The organism is Streptomyces formicae, assembly GCF_002556545.1.
In the GTDB taxonomy this organism is placed as follows: domain Bacteria; phylum Actinomycetota; class Actinomycetes; order Streptomycetales; family Streptomycetaceae; genus Streptomyces; species Streptomyces formicae_A.
Genome location: NZ_CP022685.1, coordinates 3,213,411 through 3,237,309, shown reverse-complemented (window position 1 = coordinate 3,237,309; position 23,899 = coordinate 3,213,411). Strand labels below are relative to the sequence as shown.

Genomic DNA, 23,899 nt, shown 5'->3' with positions numbered 1-23,899 from the left:
CCCGATCCCCAAGGGCGCGGCTCAGGACGCCTGTTGGAGTCCGCGCAGCGAGCTCACCAGGCGGTCCACCTCCTCCGAGGTGTTGTAGAGCGAGAGCGAGGCGCGCGCCGCCGACTCCAGGCCGTAGTGCGCGAGGGCGGGCTGCGCGCAGTGGTGGCCCGCGCGGACCGCGATGCCGTCGCGGTCGAGCCAGTCGGCGACCGTCGCGGGGTCGTGCCCCGCGAGCGTGAAGGTCAGCACCGCGATCCGGTCGGGCGCCGCCCCGAGCAGGGAGAGTCCCGGCACGGTGGCCATGGCCTGCTCGGCATAGGCCATGAGCGCGTCCTCGTACGCCGTGACGGCCGCGCGGTCGAAGGACGTCAGCCAGTTCAGCGCGGCGAGCAGCCCCACCACCCCGGAGATGTGCCCGGTGCCGGCCTCCAGGAGGTGCGGCGGAGGGGCGAACGTCGTCCGGTCGAAGGAGACCGACTCGATCATGTTGCCGCCGCCCTGCCACGGTTTCAGCGCCGCCATCACCTCCGGCCGCGCGTACAGGGCGCCGATGCCGGTGGGCGCGAACAGCTTGTGCCCGGAGAAGGCGTAGAAGTCCGCGCCCAGGTCCTGTACGTCGACGGGCAGGTGGGCCACCGCCTGCGCGCCGTCCACGAGCACCCTGGCGTCGTAGCGGTGCGCGAGCGCGGTCATCTCCTTGACCGGCGGGACCGTGCCGAGGACGTTCGACGCGTGGCTGATCGCGACCAGCCGGGTGCGGTAGGAGAGCAGATCGGCGTACGCGGCCTGGTCGATCTGCCCCGCGGCGTCCAGCGGCACGGGGACCACCCGGGCGCGCGTCTCCTTGGCGATCAACTGCCAGGGGACGATGTCCGAATGGTGCTCAAGGACCGGCACGAGGATGTCGTCGCCAGGACCGAGGTTCGCCCGGCCCCAGCTCTGGGCCACCAGGTTGATCGCCTCGGTGGTGCCGCGGACGAAGGCGATGGTCTCGGGCCCCTCGGCCCCCAGGAACGAGGCGACCGCGGCGCGCCCCGCCTCGTACATCTCCGTCGCCTCGCGGGCCATGGTGTGGGCGCCGCGGTGGATGTTGGAGTTGGCGGCGCTGTAGTAGGCGGTGAGGGCCTCGATCACCTGGCGCGGCTTCTGCGTGGTGGCGGCGTTGTCGAGCCAGACGAGCGGCTGCCCGTTCACGGTCCTGTGCAGGATCGGTACGTCGCCGCGGGCCGCCTCGGGGGAGAACGTGCCGGGAGGCGAGAGCGAGACGGCGGGCAGCGCGGGAGCCGTCGGCGCGACCCCCGTGAGCGCCGTGGGACCGGGCCCGAAACCCTGAACGTCAGGAATAGTCATGGTACTTGGCCACCTCGACGTTCTGGAGGACGGCGATGGCGTCCTCCACCAGGACCGCGGTGTTGAAGTACGCCGTCATCAGGTACGACGTGATGCCCTTGTTGTCGACGCCCATGTTCCGCATCGACAGGCCCGGCTCGGCCTCGTCGGGCACCTCGGCGGGCCGCAGCCCGACCACACCCCTCTCGGCCTCGCCCATCCGCATCAGGAGGATCTCGGTGGTGCCCGTGTGGACGCCGCCGCCGTTGGTGAAGCGCACCTTGTCCGAAGGGAGCAGCGGCACCCCGCGCCAGGTGAGCAGCGGACTGCCGAACCGGTTGTCGGTCACCGGGGGCACGCCCCGGCGCGTACATTCGCGGCCGAACGCGGCGATCGCCTTCGGGTGCGCCAGGAAGTAGCCGGGCTGCTTCCAGACCTTGGCAAGCAGCTCGTCCAGGTCGTCGGGGGTGGGCGCGCCGGTCCGCGCCTGCACGCGCTGTCCGGGGGAGACGCTGTTGAACAGGCCGAAATCGGGGTGGTTCAGGAGCGCGGACTCCTGCCGCTCGCGCAGCGCGGCGATGGTCAGGTTCGCCTGCGCGCGGGTCTGGTCGATGGGCCCGTTGTAGAGGTCGGCGACGCGGGTGTGCACGCGCAGCACGGTCTGGGCGAGCGTCATGTGGTACTCGCGGGGCGCGTCCTCGTAGTCGACGTACGTCCCCGGCAGGTCGGGCTCGCCGACGTGCCCCGCCGTGAGGTCCACCGGCACCTCGGAGCCCGGCATCGGGGCGTCGCCCTCCTGGTACGCCGCAAGCTCGGCGCCCAGCGCCTCGTCACGCTCGACGAGCGCCGCGAGCGCGCTCCGCTCGGCGCACAGGGCCGTGCCCCGGGTGAGCGCCTGGACGCGGTACGGCATCGGCTCGGACCTGCTCCACGCGCCCAGGTCGAAGAACTGCCCGTCCCCGACGACTTCGAGCAGCGCGTCCTCGCCGTACCGCCCGGTCACCCGCTTCTCGGCACGCCCCTGGACGATGATCCAGAGCCGGTCCGCGGCGTCGCCCTCCTGCACGATGACCTGCCCGGCCTCGAAGGACACCTCCGTGAAGGCGTCGGCGAGTTGGGCGACCGCGGCGTCGTCGGCCTCGCGCAGGTACGGCACCTCGCGTAAGTCGCCGGGGACGACGCGGGGGCTGCCGTTGTCGTCGTAGGTGCTGATGCGGTCGTCGCCGAGGACGAAGGTGCGGCGCCGGTTCACGCGGTACACACCGGAGTCGAGGTCCACCCAGGGCAGGGCGCGCAGCAGGTACCGGGGCGTGATGCCGCGCATCTGCGGGACGGTCTTGGTGGCGGTCGCCAGTTGCCGTGCGGCATCCGGGCCGAGGGAGAGTCGATCGGTCATCGGAACCTCCGTGGGTCCATGAGGACGGGGAGAGGGCGGGTGAAGGGGACCGATCGTCCGGTCGGCGCGTCCGGGATCACAAGGGGTCTCGCGAACGCCCTTGGCATAGGCCAGGCGCAAAACCGCCGCAGGGGGAACGGGCGCGGGCCCCTGAGCGGCCGGGCAGCCGACCCGGCCCTCGCGGCAGGCGCTCCCACCGGCCGGTATCCGACCCGATACGTCCCTGAGGGCGAGCTATGCACCCCTGAAAGATCCCGTTATGGCAGGGCTCGCGCAGGCCACCGGGAGGGCCCGGAAAAACCCGGGAAGGCCGGGAAACGCGAAGAACCCCAGACCTTGAAGGTCCGGGGTTCTTCGCTCGGAGCGGGCGACGGGAATCGAACCCGCGTAGCTAGTTTGGAAGACTAGGGCTCTACCATTGAGCTACGCCCGCACGGTTCGCGCCACGGCCGGGGCCGCGGTACGACAGGCATCGTAGCGGGTCGGGGGCCCTCACCGCACACCCCCTTCACCATCCCCCCTCGTACGGTCCCCGTTTATCCGGGAGCCGCACTGCCTGCGGGCATGTACCCTACGTGTCGCACCGACGGGGTGTGGCGCAGCTTGGTAGCGCGTCCGCTTTGGGAGCGGAAGGCCGTGGGTTCAAATCCCGCCACCCCGACCACCTTGCAACTCTCCGCGTTTCTCTCCACAAGATCGCATTGTGGCTCGACTCCCGCTTGCCGTTACTATGCAAGCTGTGTGCCCGTGTGTCTCTCAACCGGGCAGTCCCAAGAAGTCAGCCCCCAAGGAGACCGAACCGTGAAGAGCGCCGTGGAGACCCTGAACCCGACCCGGGTTCGGCTCACTGTCGAGGTGCCCTTCGAGGAGCTCAAGGACAGCCTCGACGCGGCCTACAAGAAGATCAACCAGCAGGTCACGGTGAAGGGCTTCCGTAAGGGCAAGATCCCGAACCGGGTCATCGACCAGCGGTTCGGTCGCGGCGCCGTCCTCGAAGAGGCCGTCAACGACGCGCTCCCGAAGTTCTACACCGAGGCCGTGAACGAGGCCGAGCTCAACGTCCTGGGCCAGCCCGAGGTGGACATCACCGAGCTGAAGGACAACGAGACCCTCAACTTCACCGCTGAGGTCGACATCCGTCCCGCGATCGAGATCCCGGACTACTCCGGCATCGAGGTCGAGGTCGACGCGGTCGAGGTCAGCGACGACGACGTCGACAAGGCCGTCGAGGAGCTGCGCGAGCGCTTCGCCTCCACGTCCCCGGTCGAGCGTGCCGCCGAGGACGCCGACGTCGTGACGATCGACCTCGAGGCCAAGGTCGACGGCGAGGTCCTGGAGGACGGCGTCGCGTCCGGCGTCTCCTACACGATCGGCTCCGGCGAGCTCCTCGAGGGCATCGACGACGCCGTGAAGGGCCTGGAGGCCGGTGGCGAGGCCACCTTCACCTCCGAGCTCAAGGGCGGCTCCGCGCAGGGCAAGGAGGCCGAGGTCACCGTCAAGGTCACCCAGGTCGCCGCCCGTGAACTCCCGTCCCTGGACGACGACTTCGCGCAGCTCGCCTCCGAGTTCGACACCCTCGACGAGCTCAAGGCGGACAGCCGCAAGCGCCTCGAGAACATGAAGCAGTACGACCAGGCGACGCAGGCCCAGGAGCGCGTCCTGGAGAAGCTGCTCGAGCTGGTCGAGGTCCCCGTCCCCGAGAAGCTCCTCGCGGACGAGATCCAGACCCGCACGCACAACCTCGAGCACCACCAGCTCGGCCAGATGGGCCTCGACCTGGACAAGTACCTGGAGATCCAGGGCAAGTCCCGCGAGGAGTTCGACGCCGAGACCAAGGAGCAGGCCGAGAAGGGCATCAAGACGCAGTTCGTCCTGGACGAGCTCGTCAACAAGGAGAAGCTGAACGTGAACCAGGAGGAGCTCACCGAGCACCTCATGCGTCGCGCGCAGTCCTCCAACATGTCCCCCGACCAGTTCGCCCAGGCCGTCGTCGAGGGCGGCCAGGTCCCGATGCTGGTCGGCGAGGTCGCCCGCGGCAAGGCCCTCGCGGTCGTCGTCGAGGCGGCGACGGTCAAGGACACGAACGGCGAGATCGTGGACCTGGACGACGAGGAGGACGAGACGGCTGCCGCCGAGGGCGAGCAGACCGAGGCGTCCGACTCCGCCGAGGGTGACAAGACCCAGGCGTAATCGCTTCCGCTGTACATGAGCGACGGGCCCCTGGGACGCAACTGTCCCAGGGGCCCGTCGTGCCCCGTAGGGGCGCGGGGAACTGCGCGCTCAGCCCCCGCCGGGGCGCGGTCGCGTCTGCCGCGGCAGGTTCCACGGCGGGTGCGGCCCGTCGCGGGCCGGCCGCGCAGTTCCCCGCGCCCCTGACGGGGCGCGAGTCACCCCTCCGCCCAAGCCGAGCGCAGCGACCTGCGCTCACAGCGAACAGTTAACTCTGCGGGATTCCCCGGAGGGATCCGCGCGTTAGGGTCCATGAATACGAGGGCAGGGGAGTCCCCGAAGCCGCCCCGGAGCGGTGAGCACGCGGGGCCCCAGGCCTTACGAGAAGACGTGAGACGGCCCGGCGCCGTCGTAAGACGAGCAGGTGGATACGTGACGAATCTGATGCCCTCCGCCGCCGGCGACCCCTCCATCGGTGGTGGCCTCGGCGACCAGGTCTACAACCGGCTGCTCGGCGAGCGGATCATCTTCCTCGGCCAGCCGGTCGACGACGACATTGCCAACAAGATCACCGCACAGCTGCTGCTCCTTGCCGCCGAGCCGGACAAGGACATCTTCCTGTACATCAACAGCCCCGGCGGATCGATCACGGCCGGCATGGCGGTCTACGACACCATGCAGTACATCAAGAACGACGTCGTGACGATCGCGATGGGCATGGCCGCCTCCATGGGCCAGTTCCTGCTCAGCGCCGGTACGCCCGGCAAGCGCTTCGCGCTGCCGAACGCCGAGATCCTGATCCACCAGCCCTCCGCGGGCCTGGCGGGCTCCGCGTCGGACATCAAGATCCACGCCGAGCGTCTCCTGCACACCAAGAAGCGGATGGCCGAGCTCACGGCTCACCACACCGGTCAGAGCGTCGAGCAGATCACCCGCGACTCGGACCGCGACCGCTGGTTCGACCCGCAGGAGGCCAAGGAGTACGGCCTCATCGACGACATCATGTCCAGCGCCGCCGGCATGCCGGGCGGGGGCGGCACGGGCGCCTGAGGCACCCCTCAGCGCCCGCAAGCCGACACCCCAGCCCACGCTCCTCAGGAGACCAAGAGAGATGAACAACTTCCCCGGCAGCGGCCTCTACGAGCGCACCATGGCCGAGTACGGCCAGGCCGCGCAGTCCGAGTTCACCGGCCCCCGCGCCGAGTCCCGCTACATCATCCCGCGCTTCGTCGAGCGCACCTCGCAGGGCGTGCGCGAGTACGACCCGTACGCGAAGCTCTTCGAGGAGCGCGTGATCTTCCTCGGCGTGCAGATCGACGACGCGTCCGCCAACGACGTCATGGCGCAGCTCCTGTGCCTGGAGTCGATGGACCCGGACCGTGACATCTCGATCTACATCAACAGCCCGGGCGGCTCGTTCACGGCCCTCACGGCCATCTACGACACGATCCAGTTCGTGAAGCCCGACGTCTCGACGGTCTGCATGGGCCAGGCGGCCTCCGCCGCCGCCGTGCTCCTCGCGGCCGGTACGCCGGGCAAGCGCATGGCGCTGCCGAACGCCCGCGTGCTGATCCACCAGCCCTACAGCGAGACCGGCCGCGGCCAGGTCTCCGACCTGGAGATCGCCGCCAACGAGATCCTCCGGATGCGTTCGCAGCTGGAGGAGATGCTGGCCAAGCACTCCACGACGCCGATCGAGAAGATCCGCGACGACATCGAGCGCGACAAGATCCTCACTGCCGAGGACGCGCTCGCGTACGGTCTCGTGGACCAGATCATCTCCACCCGGAAGATGAACAATGCCTCGGTGGCCTGACACGGCGCTGTAGCATCTGCCGCTCCTTGGCATGGTTCGCGGAACGTTCTCGCGGGGTCCACTCAGAGCCCGCGTCCAAGTGAACCGTGCCAAGGGGGGCCCGAACGGGGGGCCCGGCAAGGTACCGTCGGATAGAGGCACCAGGAGCCGCTGAACGTGGCGTCTCCCAGGCGAAGGGGAAGCACCTCGTGGCACGCATCGGTGACGGCGGCGATCTGCTCAAGTGCTCGTTCTGCGGAAAGAGTCAGAAGCAGGTCAAGAAGCTCATCGCAGGCCCCGGTGTGTACATCTGCGACGAGTGCATCGACCTCTGTAACGAGATCATCGAGGAAGAGCTCGCGGAGACGAGCGAGGTGCGCTGGGAGGAACTCCCCAAGCCTCGCGAGATCTACGAATTCCTTGAGGGCTACGTCGTGGGCCAGGAGCCCGCGAAGAAGGCCCTCTCGGTAGCGGTGTACAACCACTACAAGCGGGTCCAGGCCGGAGAGAACGGCGGCGCACAGGGCCGTGACGACGCGATCGAACTCGCCAAGTCCAACATCCTGTTGCTCGGCCCGACAGGTTCCGGCAAGACGCTCCTCGCGCAGACGCTGGCGCGCATGCTGAACGTCCCGTTCGCCATCGCGGACGCGACGGCGCTGACGGAAGCCGGCTACGTCGGCGAGGACGTCGAGAACATCCTGCTCAAGCTGATCCAGGCGGCCGACTACGACGTCAAGAAGGCCGAGACCGGGATCATCTACATCGACGAGATCGACAAGGTCGCCCGCAAGAGCGAGAACCCGTCGATCACGCGCGACGTCTCGGGTGAGGGCGTCCAGCAGGCCCTGCTGAAGATCCTGGAGGGCACCACCGCCTCCGTACCGCCGCAGGGCGGCCGCAAGCACCCGCACCAGGAGTTCATCCAGATCGACACGACGAACGTCCTGTTCATCGTGGGCGGTGCCTTCGCGGGCCTGGAGAAGATCATCGAATCCCGCGCGGGCGCCAAGGGCATCGGCTTCGGCGCCACCATCCGCTCCAAGCGCGAGATGGAGGAGAAGGACCAGTTCGAGGACATCATGCCGGAGGATCTGGTGAAGTTCGGGATGATCCCCGAGTTCATCGGCCGCCTCCCCGTGATCACCTCGGTCCACAACCTCGACCGCGAGGCCCTGCTCCAGATCCTGGTCGAGCCGCGCAACGCCCTGGTGAAGCAGTACCAGCGCCTGTTCGAACTCGACGGCGTGGAGCTGGACTTCGAGCGCGAGGCCCTGGAGGCCATCGCGGACCAGGCCATCCTCCGCCAGACCGGCGCGCGCGGCCTGCGCGCCATCATGGAGGAGGTCCTCCAGTCGGTGATGTACGAGGTGCCGTCCCGCAAGGACGTCGCCCGCGTGGTCATCACCGCGGACGTCGTCCGCTCGAACGTCAACCCGACGCTGGTGCCGCGCGAGGCGCGGGGCCCGGGTTCGGGGGAGCAGAAGTCCGCGTAGGCGGCGCCCCGTCGCGTACGGGAAAGGGGGCGCCCGGCGAGTGATCGCCGGGCGCCCCCTTCGTCGTGTCCGGGGCCGGACCGCCGTGTCCGGGGTCAGAGCTTGACGCGCGTCTCGTCGCGGACCTTGAGCGTGGTGGCCGAGGCGTTCTTCAGCGAGGGGGCCTTGCCCGCCATGGCGTCCGCGATCGCGATGGAGGCCACGACGGCGATGGTGCTGTTGTCGCCCCAGATGCACAGGGGCATGCGCATCTCCTTCGGGGCGTCCGAGCTCGGGTTGTCGTTGGTGACCACGGACTCCTGGCACTTGAGGACGACCTTGTCCGTGCTGAAGTCCTGGGGGCTGCCGACCAGTTCACCGGTCTCGGAGCTGTTCGCCTTGGAGTCCTTCTTGACCTTGGCGAACATGACGTCGACGACCTTCTCCGGGTCCGAGACCTCTCCGTAGACGCCCATGAACTGGAGGGCCTTGGCCGACAGGGGGTTGCTCTTGTCGCCCGCCTGGTACCCGGCGTCGATGTCCTGGGGGTCCTTCACCCCGGCCTCCTCGGCGGCCGCGATGTCGCTGGAGTTGAAGCCCCCGGTGGAGCTGTTGTCCTTCGTGTACTCGGTGAGCAGCGTCGCGGGCGTCGTGAGCTTGTGCTTCCCGTCGTCCTTGATGCCGCCGTCCGCGACGCTCGACGAGCCGCCGTTCTTGCCGCCGCCCTTGTCGTCGTCACCGCCCGCGAAGACGAAGTAGCCGCCGACCGCGGCCGCGGCGACCACGGCGGCCACCGCGACGATGATGCCGGTCTTCTTCTTCCCGCCGCCCGGGGGCGGCGGAACCTGCCCGTAGGGGACCTGCCCGTACGGGGCCTGCGGGGGCTGGCCGTACGGGGGCTGGGGCTGCTGCTGCCCGTAGGGGCCCGGCTGCTGGGGCTGGCTGTAGCCGCCCTGCTGCGGGGTCTGCTGGGGGTAGCCGTAACCGGGCAGGGGCTGGGGCGGCTGCGGGGGATAGCCGTAGCCGGGCTGGGGGGCCTGGGGCGGCTGCCCGTAGGGCCCTGGCTGCTGCGGAGGCTGCCCGCCGTACGGACCGGGCTGGGGCGGCTGCTGCCCGCCGTACGGGCCCGGCTGGTGGTGGCTCATGGCGTGGTTCCCCTCCGAAACGCTGATGTGTTGCCGACATCCTGACGCAGGGGCCCCGGTCGACCGACCGGGGCCCCTCACTTCCACGTCGTGCGGCGGCACGGCATCAGCGCTTGACGCGGACCTCCCCGCGGAACTTCGCCGTGGTGCCCGCGGCCTCGTCGAGGTCGACGGAGGCGCCGGACACGGCGCTCGCCACGTCCGTGGCGACGACGTAGCCGATGGTGCTGTGGTCGCCCCAGATGCAGGTCGCCGCCGACATCCCCTTCGACCCGCCGGCCCCGGCCGTGGACCCGGTGGTGCCCGCGCCGCCGCCCAGGTCGACCTTCATCTCCTGGCACTTCAGGACGGCGCCGTCGAGCCCTGCGGGCTTGTACTCCTTCGGCTCGCCGACCAGCGTGACCTCCTGGCCGCCACTGGCGCCCGCCGAGGACGCGTTCTTCTCCTTGGCGTTGGTGAACATGTGGTCCACGACGCCCTCGGGGTCCTCGATGTCGCCGTAGACGCCGCCGAAGTTCAGGATCTTCTGCGCCATCGGGTTCTCTTCGCCGCCCGACTTGTACGCGGCCGACACGTCCTTGGGGTTCTTCACCCCGGCCGCCTCGGCCTTGTCGAGGTCGACGCTGTTCATGCCGCCGGACTGGCTCGGGTCCGTCTTGTACTCCCCGAGCACGGTCGCGGGCGTCGTCAGCTTGTGCGGGCCGTCGTCCTTGATGCCGCCGCTGTCTCCCCCGCCCCCAGCGACGTTGGAGGAACCGCCGTTCTTGCCGCCCTTGTCGTCGTCACCGCTCGCGAAGACGAAGTAGCCGCCGACCGCGGCGGCCACGACCACGGCGACCGCGGCGATGATGAGGCCGGTCTTCTTGCCGCCGCCACCGCCGGGCGGCGGGGGCGGGACCTGCCCGTAGGGGCCCTGGGGCTGCTGGCCGTACGGGGGCTGGGGCGGCTGCTGCCCGTAGGGGCCCGGCTGCTGGGGCTGACTGTAGCCGCCCTGCTGCGGGGCCTGCTGGGGCGCCTGGGGCGGGTAGCCGTAGCCGGGCTGGGGGGCCTGGGGCGGCTGGCCGTAGGGGCCAGGCTGCTGGGGCTGCCCGCCGCCGTAGGGACCGGGCTGCTGCGGCTGCTGCTGCCCGCCGTACGGGCCCGGCTGGTTGTAGCTCATTACTGGGGTTCCCTCCCGATGCTTATGTGTTCCGAACATCCTGGCGGATGTGGGCGCGGAGTTGCCTCGTGGTACCGGATCGATGCGGAGTTGTTGAGGGGCTGTTCCAGAGGCCGGACGTGCGAAGGCCCGGGGCGGCGGTCCGTCCCGGGCCTTCGCTCCTCATATGGGCCGTTACGCCTTGACCCGCGCCGCCTTGCGCAGGTCGGCCGCGAACCCGGCGACGTCGTCCGTGGCCATGCCGCCGCCCTTGGCCATCGCCGCCATGTCGACGCCGAAGACGATGCCGTAGGTGCTGTGGTCGGCCCAGATGCAGATCGGCAGCTTCTGCTCCTTGCCGCCCTGCTCGAAGCTGGCGCTCTGGCACTTCATGACGGCGTTGTCGAGGCCGTCGGGCTCGACGGTCTCGGGGCTGCCGACGAGCTTGACGTCGTCGGAGCCGCCCGCTCCGTTGTCCGAGCCCTTCTTGGAGTTCTCGTCGGCCTTGGCGAAGCCGTCGTCGACGGCCTTCTCGGGGTCGGCGATGTCCCCGTACATCCCCTGGAAGCTCATCTGCTTCCCCTTGAGCGCCTCCCCCGACTCGTAGGAGGCCGCCACGTTCTCCGGGTTCTTGATCCCGATCTCCTCGGCGTTCTTCTTGTCGCCCGAGCCGAGCGGGCCGTCGTCGGGGGAGGTCGAGTCGTCGCCCTTCTTGAACTCGCCGACCGAGGCGGGCGGCACCAGCTTGTGCGCGCCGTCGTCCTCGATCGACGTCGAGTCGCCGCCGAAGAGGAAGTACGCGCCGACGCCGAGCGCCGCGACCACCGCGACCGCGCCGATGACGAGCCCGGTCTTCTTCTTGCCCCCGCCCTGTGCCGGAGGGGGCGGGACCTGCCCGTACCCGTAGGGGGCCTGCTGCGGCGGCTGGCCGTAGGGGCCAGGCTGCTGGGGCTGGCCGTAGCCGCCCTGCGGCGGGGGGCCGGGCGGCTGCTGGGGGAACCCGTAGCCGGGCTGGGGCTGCTGGGGCTGGGGCGGCTGGCCGTAGGGCCCCGGCTGCTGCGGGGGCTGGTGCCCGTAGGGGCCGGGCTGCTGCGGCTGCTGGCCGTCGTACGGTCCCGGCTGGTGGTGGCTCATTGCGTGGGTCCCCCTCCGAACGCTGACGTGTCCCGGACATCCTGAACGACGTCGTGGCGCCATGGGACCCCGGGCCGCAAGCGATATTGAAGATTCCGGTTTCGGGACCACTCCCCGGCCCCTCTAAACTGGCCGCGTGACCGAGAACGCTCAGCAGCAGCCTCCAGCGACCACTCCCGAACTGCCGACCCAGTACGCGCCGGCCGAGGTAGAGGGGCCGCTGTACGAGCGCTGGGTAGAACGGGGCTACTTCTCCGCCGACGAGAAGAGCGAGAAGCCGCCGTACACCGTCGTCATCCCGCCGCCGAACGTCACGGGCGCGCTGCACCTGGGCCACGCCTTCGAGCACACGCTGATCGACGCCCTCACCCGCCGCAAGCGCATGCAGGGCCACGAGACGCTCTGGCAGCCCGGCATGGACCACGCGGGCATCGCCACGCAGAACGTGGTGGAGCGCGAGCTCGCCAAGGAGGGCAAGTCCCGCCACGACCTGGGCCGTGAGGCGTTCATCGAGCGCGTCTGGAAGTGGAAGGGCGAGTCCGGCGGCCAGATCTCCGGACAGATGCGCCGCCTGGGCGACGGCGTCGACTGGGAGCGCGAGCGCTTCACCATGGACGAGGGCCTCTCGCAGGCCGTCCAGACCATCTTCAAGAAGCTCTACGACGACGAGCTGATCTACCGCGCCGAGCGCATCATCAACTGGTGCCCGCGCTGTCTGACGGCGATCTCGGACATCGAGGTCGAGTACCAGGACGACGACGGCGAGCTGGTCTCGCTGAAGTACGGCGACGGGGACGAGACCGTCGTGGTCGCCACCACCCGCGCCGAGACGATGCTCGGTGACACCGCGATCGCCGTCCACCCCGACGACGAGCGCTACAAGCACCTGGTCGGCAAGCTGATCAAGCTGCCGCTGACCGACCGCTCCATCCCGGTCGTCGCGGACGAGCACGTCGACCCCGAGTTCGGCACCGGCTGCGTCAAGGTGACCCCGGCGCACGACCCGAACGACTTCGAGATCGGCCAGCGCCACGACCTGCCGAACATCGCGGTCATGGACGAGCACGCGGTCATCACGGTGCCCGGTCCCTTCCAGGGCCTGGACCGCCTTGAGGCCCGCTCCGCGATCGTCGGCGCGCTGCGCGCCGAGGGCCGCATCGTCGCCGAGAAGCGCCCCTACTCGCACTCGGTCGGCCACTGCTCGCGCTGCAAGACCACCATCGAGCCGCGCCTGTCGATGCAGTGGTGGGTCAAGGTCGGCCCGCTCGCCAAGGCCGCCGGTGACGCGGTCCGCGACGGCAAGGTCAAGATCCACCCGCAGGAGATGGAGAAGCGGTACTTCGACTGGGTCGACAACCTCCACGACTGGTGCATCTCGCGCCAGCTCTGGTGGGGCCACCGCATCCCCGTCTGGTACGGCCCGAACGGCGAGATCGTCTGCGTCGGCCCCGACGACGAGGCGCCGACCGGCGAAGGCTGGACGCAGGACAACGACGTGCTCGACACGTGGTTCTCGTCGGGCCTGTGGCCGTTCTCCACGCTCGGCTGGCCCGAGGAGACCGAGAGCCTCGCGAAGTTCTACCCGAACTCCGTCCTGGTCACCGGCTACGACATCCTCTTCTTCTGGGTCGCCCGGATGATGATGTTCGGCCTGTACGCGATGGACGGCACCCCGCCGTTCCACACGATCGTGCTGCACGGCATGGTCCGCGACCAGTTCGGCAAGAAGATGTCGAAGTCCTTCGGCAACGCGGTCAACCCGCTGGACTGGATGGACAAGTACGGCTCGGACGCCCTGCGCTTCACGCTCGCCCGCGGCGCCAACCCCGGCACCGACGTGCCGATCGGCGAGGACTGGGTCCAGGGCTCGCGCAACTTCGCGAACAAGATCTGGAACGCCACGCGCTTCGCGATGATGAACGGCGCCACGATCGAGGGCGACCTGCCCCCGGTCGAGGAGCAGTCGGCGACGGACCGCTGGGTGCTTTCCCGCCTCAACGCCACGGTCGCCGAAGTCGACGCGCTCTACGACGACTTCCAGTTCGCCAAGCTCTCCGACGCCCTCTTCCACTTCGCGTGGGACGAGGTCTTCGACTGGTACGTCGAGCTGTCCAAGACGACGTTCATGGCGGGCGGCGACGGCGCGAAGGTCTCGGCCCGCGTCCTGGGCGAGGTCCTCGACGTCACGCTGCGGCTGCTCCACCCGATCGTCCCGTTCGTGACGGAGACGCTCTGGACCGCGCTGACCGGCGGCGAGTCGCTCGTCATCGCCGACTGGCCCTCCGACAGCGGCTTCCGCGACGCCGCGGCCGAGCAGGAGATCGAGACGCTCCAGCAGGTCATCACCGAGGTCCGCCGCTTCCGCGCCGACCAGGGCCTCCAGCCGGGCCAGAAGGTCCCGGCCCGGCTCACCCTGGACGGCACGGCGCTCGCCCCGCACGAGGCCGCCATCCGTCAGCTCCTGCGCCTCCAGCCGGAGGGCGACGCCTTCACGGCGACGGCGACGCTGCCGGTCTCGGGCGCCACGGTCGCGCTCGACCTGTCGGGCACGATCGACGTGGCGGCCGAGCGCAAGCGCCTGGCCAAGGATCTGGCCGCCGCCGAGAAGGAGAAGGCCCAGGCCACGGCGAAGCTGGGCAACGAGGCGTTCCTGGCGAAGGCCCCGGACAACGTGGTCGACAAGATCCGCGGCCGCCTCACCAAGGCGGAGGGCGACATCGCACGGCTGCAGGCGCAGCTGGAGGCGCTGCCCGCCGCGTAGTGCCTGATGGGCTTAGGCAGACGAAGGCTCCCGGGACCGTGCTTCGGTCCCGGGAGCCTTCACCGTTCTACGCCTCCGTGGCGACAGGACCCGTGCCCACGGCCTCCGCGTTGCGCCGCGTCTTGGCCCAGCCGTTCCTGCCCCGCAGGACGCGAAGGAGCCCGCGGGTCGCGACGACGAACACGTGGTAGGCGTACAGCCAGAGCGCGAAGCCCCACAACAGGCCCTTGAGCCAGGAGTGTTCGGGCGCGAAGTCCCTGCGGTAGACCGGGCCCCACAGCGCGAACGGCAGGATCGAGAGCAGGCACAGGACGACCACCAGGGGCCAGACGCCGAGCGCCGATTCCAGCGGGGCGCGGCCGAGCGCGAGGGCGGCCACGAGCAGCACGGTGAGCACGAGCGAGGCGACGTGCGCGAGGGGCTGCATGAAGGTGTAGAGCGTCTCGACGACGCCGCGTCCCGAGTAGTGGCGCGAGCCGACGATGCGCGGCGCGTACCGCACGCACTGGAGATTGCCCTGTGCCCAGCGGGTGCGCTGCGTCAGGAAGCGGCGGGCCCGGGGCAGGCCCTCCTGGGAGACGTACGTGTCGGCGATGTGGCCGACCCGGTAGCCGTTCAGGATCATGTGCAGGCCCAGTTCGTAGTCCTCCAGGAGCGCGTCGCGCTGCCAGGGGCGGCGTTCGGCCGCCGCGATCCTGTCGAGGGCGGTGAGCCGGGTGAACTGGCCGTTGCCGCCGAGGCCGACGGATCCCGTGCGGCCGCGCAGGAGCTGCATGCCCGCGTTGGAGACCGCGAACTCCATGTCCTGCATGCGGACCAGGAGCCGGGCGAGGACGTTGGGGATCCGGCCGCGCTCGGGCAGCGGGCGCGGCTCCTCGACGTTCCGCATCCGCACGCTGACCTGCACGCCGCCCATCTCGGGGTCGCCGAAACCGGCGGGCCCGCTGACCGCGTCGAGGGCGCCGGGGGCGAGGTGCCCGTCGGCGTCCACGACGCACACGACGACCAGGGAGCGGTCGGTGTCGGCGGGCAGGAAGTCGTCGAGCTCGGCGTAGGCGGCGTTGAGGGCCGCGCCCTTGCCGACGCGGGCGTCGGGCAGGCGGCGCGAGACCAGGTGGACGCGGACGTCGTCCTCGGCGAGCGCGGCGACCACGGAGGCCGTGCGGTCCTCGCTCGCGTCGTCGACGACCCACACGTGCGCGGCGGGGAAGTCGGTGCGCAGCCGGTGCACGGTGGCGCCGACGACGGTCTCCTCGTCCCGGCAGGGCACGAAGAAGTGCCATGCGAAGACCCCGGAGTCACCGGCCTCGTGGGCGGGACGCCGCAGGTAGGCGTGGCGGGCGCCCGCCCAGTAGAGGAGGAAGCAGGCGAGCAGGACGAAGGGGAAGAGGAAGAGGAGCCGGTCGAGCGTCAGCATGGCAGTCCAGGGCGTCGTGGCGGGAGGGCGGTGGTCAGGCCGCTGCGGGGAGCGGGGCGGCGGCCGTGGTGCCGCGGGTCACCAGGTCGGTCAGGAGCGCGACGACGCGCTCCGATGCCGTGGCGTCGCCGAAGGGGCTGGGGGTGGCGGCGAGGCGGCGCAGCCCGGCGGGGCCCTCGTCGAGCCTGCGCCGCGCGGCCTCGCCGACCTCGGGGCCCGGCGACACCAAGTCGGCGAAGCCCGCGGCCATGGCCTCGGGGCGCTCGGTGGAGCGGCGTACGACGACCAGCGGGCGGCCGAGGACGGTGACCTCCTCCTGGACGCCGCCGGAGTCGGAGACGAGCAGCGCGGCATGCCGGGCGAGCGCGAGGAACTCGCCGTACCCGATGGGCGGCAGGAGCGTGAGCGGGGCGAGCAGCCCGTCGAGCCCGGCGGCCTCGGCGCGTGCGCGGGTGCGCGGGTGCAGCGGGAGGAGCACGGGCAGCCGCTCGGCGAGCGCGGCCAGTTCGGTCAGGACGGACCGCAGCGCCGCGGGGTCGTCGGTGTTCTCGGGGCGGTGCACGGTGGCCAGGACGTACGCGTCCGGGGTGAGGCCGTGCGCGTCGAGGAGCGCGGCACGCGCGGTGGGACCCGGCAGCGCGTCGGCGACGGAGGCCACGACGGTGTTGCCGGTGACGGCGATGCGCTCGGCGGGGATCGACTCGGCGAGCAGGTTGGCGCGGTTGTCCTCGGTGGCGGCGCACAGCACGTCGGAGAGCTGGTCGATCAGGACGCGGTTGTGCTCCTCGGGCATCGCGCGGTCGTGGCTGCGCAGGCCCGCCTCGATGTGGACGAGCGGGATGTCACGGGCGTTGGCGGCGAGCGCGCCGGACAGCGCCGCGTTGGTGTCGCCCTGGACGACCACGGCGCGCGGCGGCCGTGCGGCGAACTCCTCGTCGAGCTGGGCCAGCGCGGCGGAGATCTGCACGGCGCGCGCCTGCCCGCCGACGCCGTCGAGCAGCGTGGGCTCGGGCAGCCCGAGCTCGGCGAGGAAGCGCCCCGAGAGGGAGTCGTCGTAGTGCTGCCCGGTGTGGATCAGCCGCGCCGCGTCCCCGAGCAGCCGCACGAGCGGCGCCAGCTTGACCAGCTCGGGCCGGGTGCCGAGCACGACGGCGACGCTGCGGGCGGGGAGCTGGTGGGCGGGGGCGGCGGTGAACACTCGGGCACTCCAGAGGAAACGGGACATAGCGGCTTATGTCCTGGAGAGTGCGGAGGCATGGTTGCGCACCCGGATCGCATTCGGTTGCGCGACGGTTGCACATGCGCGGGGCGCGGGATTCGGGACCTTGGGCAGGGACTTTCGTCCTGGCAGGGGGTACGTAGTTGGGGGCGCGGGGAACTGCGTGACATGCCCCCACCGGCCCGCAGCCGAACGCGAGAGCCTAGTGGGGCCCCCGATACCGATACCCCAGCCCCCGCACGGACTCCAGCGGATCGTCCACCCCGGCCCCGGGGGCCACCGCCAAGCGCCGCCGCAACCGAAGCACCGCGAACTTCACCCGCTCCCGCCCCGCCCCGTCCGGCGAATCCCACACCAGATCGAGCAGCTGCTCGGTGGTGACGACGCGCCCCCGGTTGCGTACGAGCACCTGAAGCAGCCGGTACTCGATGTCGCTGAGCCGGATCTCGCGCCCCTGCCAGACGGCGGAGCGCCGCTCGGGCACCATCCGCAGGCCCGACTCCACGTAGTCCCCGCGCCACTGCTCGGGCCTGCTGCGCCGCAGCAGCGCCTCGACGCGGGCGAGCAGCTCCTGGGAGTCGAAGGGCTTGGTCAGGTAGTCGTCGGCGCCCGCGCGCAGCCCCCGCACCCGCTCGGCGGGGCTGGTGCGGCCGGAGAGGATGAGGACCGGCAGGTCGGTCATGTCCCGGGTGCGGTCCAGGACCTCCCAGCCGTCGAGCCCGGGCAGCATCAGGTCGAGGACCATCAGGGCGGGCCGCTCGGCGAAGAGCAGCCGCAGCGCCGCGTGCCCGTCGTCGGCGAGCACGGTCTCGTACCCGGCCTGGCCCAGGACGGCGCGCAGCGCGATGCCGAGGTCGGGGTCGTCCTCGACGACGAGGAGACAGCTCATGCGCGTCCGGGGGGTCCGGGGCTCCTGGTGGGGAGCCGGAGCACCACGGTGGTCCCTTCGCCCGCCGCGCCGTGCACGGCGATCTGCCCGCCGTGCAGCCGCACGGTGTCGCGGACGGTGGAGAGCCCGAGCCCGGTGCCCGGGTAGCCGCCGCGACGGGCGTTGGGGGCGCGGACGAACTCGGTGAAGACCTCTTCCTGGAACTCCTTGGGGATGCCGATGCCGGTGTCGGACACCGCGATCTCCCAGCCGCTGCCGTCCTGCTCGGCGTAGGGATGCGCGGAGACGGTGACGGTGCCGCCCCGGGGCGTGAACTTCACGGCGTTGTCGAGCAGCGCGGCCAGCGCGTTCTCCAGCTGGCCCCGGTCGGCGAAGGCGGGCGGCCCCGCCTCGTGGTCGTGGGCCAGGAAGATCCCCGCGGCCTCCGCGCGCGGCAGCAGCTCGCTGGTGAGGCGCCCGAGGAGCCGTGCCATGTCCACGCGCGCGTACGTCGTCTCCGCGCGGGCGCCCGCGCGCGTCGAGGCGTGCAGGAGCCCGTCGACCATCTCCTGCATCCGGTGGGCGTTGCGCTGGATGGTGTCCAGGTAGGTGCTCTGGGTGGGGGACAGCGGCCCTGCCGACGGCGGCGTGAGCAGTTCGCAGAAGCTGAGGATCGTGGCGAGCGGGGTGCGCAGCTCGTGCGAGGCGCGGGCGGTGAACTCGGCGCGCTCGCGGGCGAGGTCCCCCAGGGTGTGGACATGGCGCCGCAGGTCGCTCTCGCGGCGGCGCTGGTCGGTGACGTCCCAGACCAGCCAGAGGACGCCGACGTGCTCGCCGTCCACGTCGATCGGTCTGCGACTGGTCCGCGTGACCCGGCCGTCGAGGAACCGGAACTCGGCTGTCCGGGGAAAGTGGCGCTGGTTGATCTGGCGCAGGGCGGTGCTGCCCGAGGGCAGTTGCTCCGCGACGGCGTCGGCGAGCGGTTCGATCGGCGCGCCCGGCGAGGTGTCGACGTCCTGGAGCCGTGCCAGCTCGATGAGCTGCTGGTTGACGGCGACCACGCGGTTGTCGGCGCCGACCAGGAGCGCCCCCTCGGGCACCGCCATGAGCAGCGCTTCGGCGACTTGCGAGGTCAGCCTCATGTTCCGGGGCACGGACGCGGCCTATCCGACCGGGTCCGCGACGGTCTCCGCGGCCTGCGCGGGGACCGGGCGGCCGGGCGGGCACGGCGCCGCGGGAGGCGGTGGGGCGAAGGCGAGCCCGAGCCGTTCCAGCTCGGCGGCGGCCAGCGCGTCCAGGGTCTCCGGGTCGCCGTGCCGCCAGCCCCAGGCGAGGCTGCCCGGCGTCGCGTCCGGGATCTCCGAGGCGGTCACGGCGACCTCGTCCAGCGGCCTGAGCAGCGAGCGCAGGGCGAGCAGTTCACGGCCGTCGTCACAGGTGGCGAGGTCCCTCGCGGCGCCCGCCTGCCGGATCCAGCGCAGCCGCCTGGGCAGCCAGAGGACGAGGACGAAGGCGACGGGCACGACGAAGAGGGCGACGGCGCCGACGGCCACCGCGCTCCTGACGGCCACCGGGTCCATCGTGTCGACGAAGCCCGCCACGCGCCGCAGCGCGGTGTCGGCGCGCCCGCCGATCAGGGGCAGCGGCCTGCTGTGCTCCTGGAGGGCGCGGGGGAGTGCGAGCAGACAGGCCAGCCGGTACGCGATGACCGCGGCGGTGGCCCACAGCGCGGTCCACAGGAGCACACCGGCGTCACCGGCGAGCTGATGGGTCCGCCTGGCGGAGTTCTGGGCATACCACATGGTCCGATTTGACCCCCGGTGCGGCCCGGGGCCGGTCAGCCGCGCCGTACGTACGCCCGTTGTGGCGATGCCCGGCCAAAGCGGAGCAGTGCCGCAAATCACCAAATCAAGGACGTTGGTCCGGTGAAACGGGTCGAAAGACCTTGGATGATGGAAGACATGCGCAACCTGCCCGCCGCCCAGGCGATCCGCCAGGCGACGGCCACCGCCGGTCGCCTCGCGGGGCGCTGGGCGCAGGCACCCCGCGCGCTCGACGTGCTCACGGCCCTGAGCGCGTTCGCCCTGATGAGCCTGGACGTGCCGGGCCTCGCCGAGGCGGACAACTCGCTGAACGGACCGCTCGCGGCCCTGGCCCTCGCGGTCGGCGCGGCCTCGCTGCTCGTGCGGCGCGGGGCTCCCTGGCTGACGTACCTCGTCTCGCTGTTCTTCCTGGGCTGGCTGCACGAGCTGACGCTCGCGCAGTTCGCGCTGTACTCCCTGGGCCGCTACCGGGGCCGCCGTGCGGGTGCGCTCGGCGTCATCGGGTACGTCGCGTTCGCCTACGTCATGTTCAACCAGCCCGGCTGGCCCGCGCACCGGGGCGACACGCTCAGCTCGTTCCTCAGCCTGGTCGTCCCGATCGGCGTGCTCGCGGCGGGCGTCGGCGTCGCCGCGAACCGGCGCGACCTGGTGCACGCCCTCGAGGCGCAGCGCGCCGAGACCGACACCCTGCACGCCGTCCAGCAGGAGCGCGCCCGCATCGCGCGCGACGTGCACGACTTCGTCGGGCGCGAACTGACGCTGCTCAGCGTGCGCTCGCAGGTCCTGGCGCGGCGGGCCGCGGACGGGCCCTTCGAGGAGGGGTTCGAGGAACTCTCGGAGACGGCGCGCAGCGCGCACCGCATGCTCAACGAGATCATCGTGCAGCGCGGCTGCGACGGGAGCCCCACGCCCGGGCTCGACGCGCTCCCCGACCTCGCCGAGCGCAGCGGCCGGGCGGGCAGCCCCGTGGAACTCCTGATCGACGGCGCGGCCCACCGCCTCTCACCGCTGCGGCAGGCGGCGGTGCACCGGGTGGTCCAGGAGTGCCTGACCAACGCCGCCAAGCACGCCCCCGGCCAGCCCGTCTCGGTCCGCGTGGAGATCTCGGAAGGACACCTGACCATCACGGTCCGCAACGCCCTGCCCGCCACGGCCCCCACCTCCGCCCCGATCTCCGCGGGCACGGGCACCACGGGCATGGCGGAGCGGATCCGCGCGGTCGGCGGCATGTTCTCGGCGGGCCCCCGCGCAGACACGTACGAGGTCCGGGCCCGCCTCCCCGCGGGCGACCTGACCTGACACGGGGCTGCCACCGGAACGTCCGGGCAGGGCCGGGTAGGTCAGGGGTGCGGCGATCGGGGGGCCGGGCCACGCCTGGGCTGTTTGGGGGCGCGGGGAACTGCGCGACCGGCCACGTCGGGGTCGCGGCGATCGGGGGGCCGGGCCACGCCTGGGCTGTTTGGGGGCGCGGGGAACGGCGCGACCAGCCACGACGAACCCGCACACACCCACCGGCAACGCGAAACCGCCCAAGCCAGCGCAGCGTCACGCCGCGGACATCACCCGCTCCAACCCGTCGAAGTCCTCCACACACTTCCCGCACCCCATCGCCACGCTGTCCAGCGGATCCTCGGCCACGAACACGGGGATGCCGGTCGCGGAGGCCAGCCGCAGATCGAGCCCGGGAAGCAGCGCGCCCCCGCCCGTCAGCACGATCCCGTGCTCCATGATGTCGCCGGACAGCTCCGGCGGGCACTCCTCCAGGGTCGTCTTCACGGCCGCGATGATCTGCTCGACGGGCTCGTCGAGCGCGGCCCGCACCTCACGCGCCGTCAGGTCGAGCGTCTTCGGCAGCCCGCCCACCTTCTCCCGGCCCCGCACGGTGAACGTCCGCATCTCCAGGGCGTCCTCGCCAGGAACCGGCCACGCCGACCCGATGCCGACCTTGATGTCCTCCGCGGTGCGCTCGCCGATGAGCAGCGCGTGCTCCTTGCGGACGAAGTCGGTGATGGCCGCGTCGAGCCGGTCGCCGCCCACCCGCAGCGACTGGGCCGTGACGATGCCGCCCAGGGAGATCACCGCGACCTCCGTCGTGCCGCCGCCGATGTCGACGACCATCGACCCGCGGGGCTCGGCAACGGGCAGGCCCGCCCCGATCGCCGCCGCCATCGGCTCCTCGACCAGGTGCACGGCCCGCGCCCCGGCCCGCTGCGAGGCGTGCACGATCGCGCGCCGCTCGACGGGCGTGACGCCGCTCGGCACGCAGACGACCATGCGCGTACGGGGGCGGCGACCCGGCACGGCCTTGCGCACGAAGTGCCGGATCAGCTCCTCGGCGGCTTCGTAGTCACTGATCACGCCGTCGCGCAGCGGGCGGATGGCGGTGATGGACCCGGGCGTCCGCCCGATGGTCTCCTTGGCCTCCGCCCCCACGGCGAGCACCCCGCTCTTGCCGCCCTTGTCCGCCCGCACGGCGACCACCGACGGCTCGTTGAGCACGATCCCCTTGCCGCGCACGTAGAGGAGGGTGTTCGCAGTGCCGAGGTCGATACCTATGTCCATGATCGCCAAGTTTGCCCAACGGCACCCCGAAGCGGAGGGACCAAGGTCCCGAATCGGACGGGTCGAAGGTCCCGACGAAGGTCCCGGACCGCGAGGGGGCGGTCCGGGCCGCGCGTGTCGGTGCCGCTCCGTAGACTGGCGTACGTGAGTGACCTCCCCCCGCGCGACGACGACCGCGACCCGACCGACCCCACCGACTCCGACGACGCCTTCGAGGGCATCGTCGACGCCGAGACCGACCGGGACCCCGACCTCGCCGTGATCGAGGCGGGCAGCCGCACCCTGCGCACCCAGGCGGGCCCGCCGCAGGGAGACATCCCCGCGCGCCCCACCGATCCGGAGGTGGACAGGGCGCTGCGCGAGGTCGAGACGGAGCTCGCGGGCCGCTGGGGCGAGACGAAGCTCGAGCCGTCCGTCAGCCGCATCGCCGCGCTGATGGACGTGCTCGGCGAGCCCCAGCGCGCGTACCCCTCGATCCACATCACGGGGACGAACGGCAAGACGTCCACGGCCCGCATGATCGAGGCCCTGTTCGCCGCCTTCGACCTGCGCACCGGGCGCTACACCTCGCCCCACGTCCAGTCGATCACCGAGCGCATCAGCCTGGACGGCGCCCCCATCGAGGCCGAGCGCTTCGTGGAGACGTACCACGACATCAAGCCGTACGTGGAGATGGTCGACTCCCAGCAGGAGTACCGCCTCTCCTTCTTCGAGGTGCTCACGGGCATGGCGTACGCGGCCTTCGCGGACGCCCCCGTGGACGTCGCCGTCGTCGAGGTCGGCATGGGCGGCAGCTGGGACGCGACGAACGTGATCGACGGCTCGGTGGCCGTCGTGACCCCCATCGACCTGGACCACACGGACCGCCTGGGCTCCACGCCCGGCGAGATCGCCACCGAGAAGTCCGGCATCATCAAGCCGGACGCGACGGTGATCATGGCCCAGCAGCCGGTGGACGCCGCGCAGGTGCTCCTGAAGAAGGCCGTCGAGGTCGACGCGACGGTCGCCCGCGAGGGCCTGGAGTTCGGCGTGGTGGCCCGTCAGGTCGCCGTCGGCGGCCAGCTCCTGACGCTGCGCGGCCTCGGCGGGGAGTACGAGGAGATCTTCCTGCCGCTGCACGGCGAGCACCAGGCGCACAACGCGGCGGTGGCCCTCGCCGCGGTCGAGGCGTTCTTCGGCATCGGCTCGCAGCACGCGCGCCCGCTGGACATCGAGAACATCCGCAAGGCGTTCGCCACGGTGACGTCGCCGGGCCGCCTCGAGGTCGTGCGCCGCTCGCCGACCATCGTCCTCGACGCCGCGCACAACCCCGCGGGCGCCCGCGCCACCGCCGCCGCGATCAGCGAGGTCTTCGACTTCAGCAACCTGATCGGCGTGGTCGGCGCGAGCGAGGGCAAGGACATGAAGGGGCTGCTCGAAGCCTTCGAGCCGATCTTCGCCGAGATCGTCGTCACGCAGAACACCAGCCACCGCGCGATGGACGCGGACACGCTGGCCGCGCTCGCCGTCGAGGTCTTCGGCGACGACCGCGTCCAGGTCGAGCCGCGCCTGCCGGACGCCCTGGAGGCGGCGATCACCCTCGCCGAGGAAGAGGGCGAGTACGCGGGCGGCGGCGTCCTGGTCACCGGCTCCGTCATCACGGTCGGCGAGGCCCGGCTGCTCCTGGGAAGGGGCTGA

At 71.4% G+C, this 23,899-nt stretch carries 18 protein-coding genes and 2 tRNA genes; 8 read left to right on the top strand and 12 right to left on the bottom strand.

All coding sequences use genetic code 11. The features are described from left to right. Positions 1–21 precede the first annotated feature (21 nt). From KY5_RS13835 to KY5_RS13825, 3 genes are all read right to left on the bottom strand, one after another. The gene (locus KY5_RS13835; RefSeq protein ID WP_098242530.1) at positions 22–1,341 is read right to left on the bottom strand and encodes a cysteine desulfurase; all 1,320 of its coding nucleotides are present in this window, start codon (positions 1,339–1,341) and stop codon (positions 22–24) included. Continuing rightward, positions 1,328–2,716: a family 2B encapsulin nanocompartment shell protein gene (locus KY5_RS13830; protein ID WP_098242529.1), complete on the bottom strand. Its 1,389-nt coding sequence runs from the start codon at positions 2,714–2,716 to the stop codon at positions 1,328–1,330. Before KY5_RS13830 ends, KY5_RS13835 begins: the two co-directional genes overlap by 14 nt. A gap of 362 nt (positions 2,717–3,078) precedes the next feature. Next, positions 3,079–3,149, bottom strand: a tRNA-Gly gene (locus KY5_RS13825). A gap of 154 nt (positions 3,150–3,303) precedes the next feature. Between KY5_RS13825 and KY5_RS13820 the strand changes: the two genes are divergently transcribed. The 5 genes from KY5_RS13820 to clpX all read left to right on the top strand — a co-directional run bounded on the left by KY5_RS13820 (position 3,304) and on the right by clpX (position 8,176). Then, positions 3,304–3,380, top strand: a tRNA-Pro gene (locus tag KY5_RS13820). A gap of 137 nt (positions 3,381–3,517) precedes the next feature. After that, positions 3,518–4,906, top strand: coding sequence for a trigger factor (tig, locus tag KY5_RS13815; protein ID WP_098242528.1), 1,389 nt, complete (start codon positions 3,518–3,520; stop codon positions 4,904–4,906). Positions 4,907–5,329: 423 nt separating this feature from the next. Further along, complete coding sequence (locus tag KY5_RS13810) at positions 5,330–5,935, top strand: ATP-dependent Clp protease proteolytic subunit (RefSeq protein ID WP_055552955.1); 606 nt, start codon at positions 5,330–5,332, stop codon at positions 5,933–5,935. A 61-nt stretch (positions 5,936–5,996) separates the two neighbouring features. Continuing rightward, on the top strand, positions 5,997–6,701 hold the full coding sequence (locus KY5_RS13805) for an ATP-dependent Clp protease proteolytic subunit (protein WP_098242526.1): 705 nt from the start codon (positions 5,997–5,999) through the stop codon (positions 6,699–6,701). Positions 6,702–6,889: 188 nt separating this feature from the next. Beyond that, positions 6,890–8,176 (top strand): ATP-dependent Clp protease ATP-binding subunit ClpX, encoded by a 1,287-nt coding sequence (gene clpX, locus KY5_RS13800; RefSeq protein WP_055552958.1) that lies wholly within the window; start codon positions 6,890–6,892, stop codon positions 8,174–8,176. A gap of 95 nt (positions 8,177–8,271) precedes the next feature. On the opposite strand, the gene KY5_RS13795 is transcribed toward clpX, so the two are convergent. The 3 genes from KY5_RS13795 to KY5_RS13785 all read right to left on the bottom strand — a co-directional run bounded on the left by KY5_RS13795 (position 8,272) and on the right by KY5_RS13785 (position 11,572). Then, positions 8,272–9,300, bottom strand: a complete 1,029-nt coding sequence (locus tag KY5_RS13795) for a hypothetical protein (RefSeq protein ID WP_098242525.1) — start codon at positions 9,298–9,300, stop codon at positions 8,272–8,274. Between the two features lie 106 nt (positions 9,301–9,406). Then, positions 9,407–10,459, bottom strand: a complete 1,053-nt coding sequence (locus KY5_RS13790; RefSeq protein WP_098242524.1) for a hypothetical protein — start codon at positions 10,457–10,459, stop codon at positions 9,407–9,409. 174 nt (positions 10,460–10,633) lie between these two features. Continuing rightward, positions 10,634–11,572 carry a hypothetical protein gene (locus tag KY5_RS13785; RefSeq protein ID WP_098242523.1) on the bottom strand — a complete coding sequence of 313 codons (939 nt, stop codon included), beginning with the start codon at positions 11,570–11,572 and terminating at the stop codon, positions 10,634–10,636. A 136-nt stretch (positions 11,573–11,708) separates the two neighbouring features. Between KY5_RS13785 and KY5_RS13780 the strand changes: the two genes are divergently transcribed. Next, complete coding sequence (locus KY5_RS13780) at positions 11,709–14,333, top strand: valine--tRNA ligase (RefSeq protein WP_098242522.1); 2,625 nt, start codon at positions 11,709–11,711, stop codon at positions 14,331–14,333. A 67-nt stretch (positions 14,334–14,400) separates the two neighbouring features. On the opposite strand, the gene KY5_RS13775 is transcribed toward KY5_RS13780, so the two are convergent. The 5 genes from KY5_RS13775 to KY5_RS13755 all read right to left on the bottom strand — a co-directional run bounded on the left by KY5_RS13775 (position 14,401) and on the right by KY5_RS13755 (position 19,639). Next, positions 14,401–15,750, bottom strand: coding sequence for a glycosyltransferase family 2 protein (locus tag KY5_RS13775; RefSeq protein WP_098242521.1), 1,350 nt, complete (start codon positions 15,748–15,750; stop codon positions 14,401–14,403). A 34-nt stretch (positions 15,751–15,784) separates the two neighbouring features. Continuing rightward, positions 15,785–16,948 (bottom strand): non-hydrolyzing UDP-N-acetylglucosamine 2-epimerase, encoded by a 1,164-nt coding sequence (wecB, locus tag KY5_RS13770; RefSeq protein WP_234362721.1) that lies wholly within the window; start codon positions 16,946–16,948, stop codon positions 15,785–15,787. 223 nt (positions 16,949–17,171) lie between these two features. Further along, positions 17,172–17,858 (bottom strand): response regulator transcription factor, encoded by a 687-nt coding sequence (locus tag KY5_RS13765; protein WP_098242519.1) that lies wholly within the window; start codon positions 17,856–17,858, stop codon positions 17,172–17,174. Further along, the gene (locus KY5_RS13760) at positions 17,855–18,991 is read right to left on the bottom strand and encodes a sensor histidine kinase (RefSeq protein ID WP_159072524.1); all 1,137 of its coding nucleotides are present in this window, start codon (positions 18,989–18,991) and stop codon (positions 17,855–17,857) included. The genes KY5_RS13765 and KY5_RS13760 overlap by 4 nt, the downstream gene beginning before the upstream one ends. Before the next feature lie 9 nt (positions 18,992–19,000). Further along, positions 19,001–19,639: a hypothetical protein gene (locus tag KY5_RS13755; RefSeq protein ID WP_199843067.1), complete on the bottom strand. Its 639-nt coding sequence runs from the start codon at positions 19,637–19,639 to the stop codon at positions 19,001–19,003. 159 nt (positions 19,640–19,798) lie between these two features. Here KY5_RS13755 and KY5_RS13750 point away from each other — a divergent pair, with 159 nt between their 5' ends. Then, the gene (locus tag KY5_RS13750) at positions 19,799–20,959 is read left to right on the top strand and encodes a sensor histidine kinase (RefSeq protein WP_098247236.1); all 1,161 of its coding nucleotides are present in this window, start codon (positions 19,799–19,801) and stop codon (positions 20,957–20,959) included. 246 nt (positions 20,960–21,205) lie between these two features. Here the strand turns inward: KY5_RS13750 and KY5_RS13745 are convergent, their stop codons facing one another. Then, positions 21,206–22,222 carry a rod shape-determining protein gene (locus KY5_RS13745; RefSeq protein ID WP_098242517.1) on the bottom strand — a complete coding sequence of 339 codons (1,017 nt, stop codon included), beginning with the start codon at positions 22,220–22,222 and terminating at the stop codon, positions 21,206–21,208. A 144-nt stretch (positions 22,223–22,366) separates the two neighbouring features. On the opposite strand from KY5_RS13745, the gene folC reads away from it, so the two are divergent. Further along, positions 22,367–23,899 carry a bifunctional tetrahydrofolate synthase/dihydrofolate synthase gene (gene folC / locus KY5_RS13740; RefSeq protein WP_098247235.1) on the top strand — a complete coding sequence of 511 codons (1,533 nt, stop codon included), beginning with the start codon at positions 22,367–22,369 and terminating at the stop codon, positions 23,897–23,899.

Excerpts from the sequence above, each read along its gene's own strand:
- KY5_RS13835 (WP_098242530.1), bottom strand. The coding sequence starts at position 1,341 with ATGACTATTCCTGACGTTCAGGGTTTCGGGCCCGGTCCCACGGCGCTC.
- KY5_RS13830 (WP_098242529.1), bottom strand. The coding sequence starts at position 2,716 with ATGACCGATCGACTCTCCCTCGGCCCGGATGCCGCACGGCAACTGGCG.
- KY5_RS13810 (WP_055552955.1), top strand. The coding sequence starts at position 5,330 with ATGCCCTCCGCCGCCGGCGACCCCTCCATCGGTGGTGGCCTCGGCGAC.
- KY5_RS13805 (WP_098242526.1), top strand. The coding sequence starts at position 5,997 with ATGAACAACTTCCCCGGCAGCGGCCTCTACGAGCGCACCATGGCCGAG.
- KY5_RS13795 (WP_098242525.1), bottom strand. The coding sequence starts at position 9,300 with ATGAGCCACCACCAGCCGGGCCCGTACGGCGGGCAGCAGCCGCCCCAG.
- KY5_RS13790 (WP_098242524.1), bottom strand. The coding sequence starts at position 10,459 with ATGAGCTACAACCAGCCGGGCCCGTACGGCGGGCAGCAGCAGCCGCAG.
- KY5_RS13785 (WP_098242523.1), bottom strand. The coding sequence starts at position 11,572 with ATGAGCCACCACCAGCCGGGACCGTACGACGGCCAGCAGCCGCAGCAG.
- KY5_RS13775 (WP_098242521.1), bottom strand. The coding sequence starts at position 15,750 with ATGCTGACGCTCGACCGGCTCCTCTTCCTCTTCCCCTTCGTCCTGCTC.
- KY5_RS13765 (WP_098242519.1), bottom strand. The coding sequence starts at position 17,858 with ATGAGCTGTCTCCTCGTCGTCGAGGACGACCCCGACCTCGGCATCGCG.
- KY5_RS13755 (WP_199843067.1), bottom strand. The coding sequence starts at position 19,639 with ATGTGGTATGCCCAGAACTCCGCCAGGCGGACCCATCAGCTCGCCGGT.
- KY5_RS13750 (WP_098247236.1), top strand. The coding sequence starts at position 19,799 with ATGCGCAACCTGCCCGCCGCCCAGGCGATCCGCCAGGCGACGGCCACC.
- KY5_RS13745 (WP_098242517.1), bottom strand. The coding sequence starts at position 22,222 with ATGGACATAGGTATCGACCTCGGCACTGCGAACACCCTCCTCTACGTG.